Raw genomic sequence first — 4,692 nt, 5'->3', positions numbered from 1 at the left:
TGGGCTCGCAGGGCTCGCTCGGCATCTTCTTCTCCAACACGCTGGTCAGCACCATCATGGCGCTCGGACTGATCGCGCTGTTCTGGTCGGTGATCCAGCAGGGCTATACGAGGCTGCGCGGCGCGACGGCGTGAGGTGTCGCAATCAACGCGCCGTCATGCATGGGCTCGTCCCGGGCATCCCCGTTCTTGCTGCAGGTCGAAGACGTGGATGGCCGGGACAAGCCCGGCCATGACGGACCTGAGTTGGGCAACTGCAAACGGATCCCGGCTCGCTCGATACTGAGAAGTTCTCAAACGCTGTATTGCGACGATCAGGACGCAACGACGTTGGACGACGCGTCCACTAGTTGCTCGGTGATCGCAGAATGGCTCAGATGCACCGCTTAGGGAGGGAACAATGGCCGAATTTTGGGTCTACGAGAACTGGAGGAGGAAGCGCGGCGCCATTCACTCTGCTAACTGTTTGTATTGCAATCATGGCAAGGGTCTTCATGTGCAAGACAGCAAAAGGAACGGACAATGGCACGGCCCGCTTTCTCGCGAGGACGCATTCAAGCTCGCGACCACAAAGCCGAACATCGAGCCATGCAAATTTTGTCAGGCCTTGGAGCCGCTAGCTTAACTCACACCAAGTTCTAGAGGTCAGGAGCCCCCACTCCTCAATGCGCCGCCCCCGTAGATCGCCTGGGCTTTTGTTCAGGTTGAGTATCTGAGATAATGCTCGCTACTCTTTTTGGAGGTTGCATTGCCCAAGTACATCTCCGGGATATTTCTCGATTTCGACAACGTCTATAGTTCTCTCTTCAAAGAGTCGAAGGAAGGGGCAAGAGAGTTTGCCTCGAATCCCGCAGGCTGGCTGCGGGCATTTCAAGGGATGCAGGGATCTGAGACGGAGGAGACCTCGCATAACTTTGTTATCCGTCGCTGTTATATGAACCCGTCGGGAAGACTAAGGGACAGCGATTTTTTCTCGAAGTTTCGCCAGTCTTTCGTACGCGACGGTTGGGAAGTCATCGACACCCCTCCGCTAACGAACCAGGGTAAGACGAGCGCCGACACTCATATCGTCATGGACGTGCTGGATTCCGTTGCCCTGTACCCTCATGTCGACGAGTACGTCATCATGGCGGCCGACGCGGATTACACACCTCTCGTTATCCGGTTGCGCAAGCACATGAAGACGACGGTGGTGTATGCTGCGACAGCGACATCGGTTGCGTACCAGGCAGCGTGCGATTCCATAATCGACGAGCGGTCCCTTCTCGAGATACTCGAAAAGGATGAGGACGACGAAACCGCTGCGGCGGTCAGCACTCAGCCTTCACCCGAGAAAGTGGTGGACGCTGTCAACCGGTATTTCGTGGAATCGGAGCCGGGTCATCGCGCCAACGTGGCCACGCTTGGCCACGTTCTCTCAAAGCAATTCCCCGGCATCTCCAACGATTGGGCAGGTCAACGATCGCTCAGCCAATTACTGAAGAAGGTTTGCAAATTGAGGGTGGAGCAAGTCGAGAATCGAACGCTTGCCTGGAGAGAGTAATTCTCAAGCAAGCGGCGTAGCCCGGATGAGCGTAGCGACCTCCAGGAACGGTGCTTCCCGCATGTCGCTTCGCTCATGCGGGCTACTTGATGGGCCCACCGCGATTACGAGCGGATTGTCAGCCGCGATTATCGATGCAGTCCTGGCAGATGCCATATTCACCAGCCGAGGTTAGACTCAGCGGCGTCCCGCAGTGGACACATCTATCTCTTGTATCTCTTGCGTCGTGACAATCTCGCGGTGGCGCCTGCTTCTGCTTTTGGAGATCCTGCTCCATGCGTGCGTAGTCGCGCTCCTTGCGAGTTTCCAGTCGATCTTTCATTGACAAAATAGCCTCCACAGTTTGGGGAATTCCCAAACTATGTTGGGGGCATTGCAGGCTTCATGAGCCCCTGTCGCAGGTCGTGCCGCACGTCCAAGATAGTTCAGAAAAACGCACTGAACAACGAGGCGCTCGCCCCCCTTCGCATCCGCAGCATTCGCTCCGACATCCCCAAATTGCATTGCACCTTCTCAAATTACCGCTTGTCTATTGGCATAACATATACCAAGCTTGACCTTCAGAGCTGTCGGGACTCACAGAACAGCCGGAGGAAACATGACGACGGACACAGTGCATGGAGCCGCCCCCGTCGAGGCCGCTCGCGTCAGCGACGCCTATCGCTGGACCCAGTTGGGGATCGGCGTGCTGGCGATGGTGATGATCGCCAACTACCAATATGGCTGGACCTTCTTCGTCCCCGACATCCAGAAGAAATTCGGCTGGGACCGCGCCTCGATCCAGTGGGCCTTCACGCTGTTCGTGCTGTTCGAGACCTGGCTGGTGCCGGTCGAGGGCTGGTTCGTCGACAAATACGGCCCGCGGCTGGTCATCCTCGTCGGCGGCATTCTCTGCGCGGCGGGCTGGGCCATCAACGCGCAGGCGACGACGCTCAACGGCTTCTATCTCGGCATGATCATCGCGGGCATCGGCGCCGGCGGCGTCTATGGCACCTGTGTCGGCAACGCGCTGAAATGGTTTCCCGACAAGCGCGGCCTGGCCGCCGGCATCACCGCGGCAGGCTTCGGCGCCGGCTCGGCGCTGACGGTCGCGCCGATCCAGGCGATGATCAAGGATTCCGGCTTCCAGACCACCTTCCTCTATTTCGGTCTCGGCCAGGGCATCATCATCGTCATCCTGTCCTTCCTGATGTTCGCGCCAAAGCCCGGTCAGGTGCCGGCGGCGCAGAACAGCAACGTGATCCAGACCCGGCGCAACTACCAGCCGACCGAGGTTATCCGCCAGCCGATCTTCTGGCTGATGTACTTCATGTTCGTGATCGTCGGCGCCGGCGGCCTGATGGTGACCGCCAACCTCAAGCCGATCGCCGTCGACTGGAAGGTCGATGCCATCCCGGTCACGCTGATCGGCATGACGATGACCGCGGTGACGTTCGCCGCCACCATCGATCGCGTCCTCAACGGCCTGACCCGCCCGTTCTTCGGCTGGATCTCCGACATGATCGGACGCGAGAACACGATGTTCATCGCCTTCGGCATGGAGGGTATCGGCATCTGGGGCCTGTACATGCTGGGCCACGATCCCGTCTGGTTCGTGCTGCTGTCGGGCTTCGTGTTCTTTGCCTGGGGCGAGATCTACTCGCTGTTCCCGTCGACCTGCACCGACACGTTCGGCTCGAAGTTCGCCACCACCAATGCCGGCCTGCTCTACACGGCCAAGGGCACCGCGGCGCTATTGGTGCCGGTGGCGAACTACATGCAGCAATATTCGGACAATTGGGATGCCGTGTTCATCGTCGCGGCCGGCGCCAACATCCTGGCCTCGCTGCTCGCGATCGCGGTACTCAAGCCGTGGCGCAAGGCCGTTGTCGCCAGGTCGCAGGCGTCGGCCTGATCGCCCGTCATCGTCGCAAGCACGCGCTCGTCCCCTTGGGGCGGGCGCGTTTTCAATGCGCGAACACCTCTGGCATACCACAGATTGATTGCGGCCGGGGCAACGTCGCGCAGCGCCGGCACTCAACGCCGAAAATGTCAGTGTTACTGCCTGTTTATCGATGGATTACGTGCGAGATTCGCCGGAGCGGTCGTTGACAATTGGCATTATGTATACCAATATGGCCACAGCGTTCGCCCCAAGGAGGTTGCCATGCAAGTCGGAGATGTCCTGCGCAAGAAGACCGCCCGTGTCGCAACGGTCCGCATGAACGAGACGGTGGCCGTCGCCGCGCAGCTCATGCGCGCCAGCAATATCAGCGCGCTGGTGGTGAAGGATGTCGTCCGCACCGAGGGCAACACGCCGGTCGGCATGTTCACCGAACGCGACGTGGTGCGCGCGATCGCCCAGCATGGTGCGGCCGGCGCCGGCCTGAAGGTCTCGCAGCTCATTTCGGTGCAGCAGCTGATCTCCTGCCAACCGACCGATACGCTCGAGCAGGTCCGTCACGTGATGAACCGCGAGCACATCCGCCACCTCCCCGTCATCGACAATTACAGCCTGATCGGCGTCATCAGCATGCGTGACATCTCGGCCGCATTCGACGACGAGGCCAACGCGATCGAAAAGGTGTTCGCCGCCTGAGCAGCGTGGCTCCGCTGCCGTAGCCCTGGCGAGCGAAGCGACCCCGGGGAACGGGCCCCGGCTCTGCGGCCGGCACCCGGAACTCTCAAGAACGCACGCAGCACAGCGGCTTGGAAAGGGTTGAAGGGCGCAGCTCGAAGGTGCCCGGCTGCGTTCCGCCCTGCGGAATCAAACCTGCGCTTTTGCATGCTCGCATTGCCCAGCCCCCGCCCGCCAACCGTGGACTTTTGCAGGGCGCGACGGCATCCTCCCGGTCCAATTCCAACAACCAACATGACAGGCGCGGACCGACCCGCGCCGGGGGAACAGAGGGCCAGCATGATCAAGACGCGATTCACCGAGCTCGTGGGCGTCGAGCACCCGATCGTCCAGGGCGGCATGCAGTGGGTCGGCCGTGCCGAACTGGTCGCCGCGGTCGCCAATGCCGGCGCGCTCGGGTTGATCACCGCGCTGACGCAGCCGACGCCGGAGGACCTCACCAAGGAGATCGCGCGCTGCCGCGACATGACCGACAAGACGTTCGGCGTGAACCTCACCATCCTGCCCGCGATCAAGCCGCCGCCCTATGCCGA

At 60.7% G+C, this 4,692-nt stretch carries 4 protein-coding genes; all 4 read left to right on the top strand.

What is annotated here, in order from left to right; genetic code table 11:
• The first annotated feature begins 747 nt into the window (after positions 1-747).
• Positions 748-1,542 carry an NYN domain-containing protein gene (locus ABW043_RS00440; protein WP_353919278.1) on the top strand — a complete coding sequence of 265 codons (795 nt, stop codon included), beginning with the start codon at positions 748-750 and terminating at the stop codon, positions 1,540-1,542.
• Between the two features lie 598 nt (positions 1,543-2,140).
• On the top strand, positions 2,141-3,436 hold the full coding sequence (gene oxlT, locus ABW043_RS00435) for an oxalate/formate MFS antiporter (RefSeq protein ID WP_353919277.1): 1,296 nt from the start codon (positions 2,141-2,143) through the stop codon (positions 3,434-3,436).
• 252 nt (positions 3,437-3,688) lie between these two features.
• Positions 3,689-4,120, top strand: a complete 432-nt coding sequence (locus ABW043_RS00430; protein WP_353919276.1) for a CBS domain-containing protein — start codon at positions 3,689-3,691, stop codon at positions 4,118-4,120.
• A gap of 318 nt (positions 4,121-4,438) precedes the next feature.
• Positions 4,439-4,692 (top strand): nitronate monooxygenase (locus ABW043_RS00425; RefSeq protein ID WP_353919275.1); only part of this gene is annotated, 254 nt, incomplete at its 3' end.

Source organism: Devosia sp. (assembly GCF_040509215.1).
Classification (GTDB): Bacteria; Pseudomonadota; Alphaproteobacteria; order Rhizobiales; family Devosiaceae; genus Devosia.
The sequence above is the reverse complement of the archived record's forward strand: the minus strand, read 5'-3'. Positions and strand labels throughout refer to the sequence as shown.

Coding starts and splice junctions, on each gene's coding strand:
- oxlT (WP_353919277.1), top strand. CDS start 2,141: ATGACGACGGACACAGTGCATGGAGCCGCCCCCGTCGAGGCCGCTCGC.
- ABW043_RS00430 (WP_353919276.1), top strand. CDS start 3,689: ATGCAAGTCGGAGATGTCCTGCGCAAGAAGACCGCCCGTGTCGCAACG.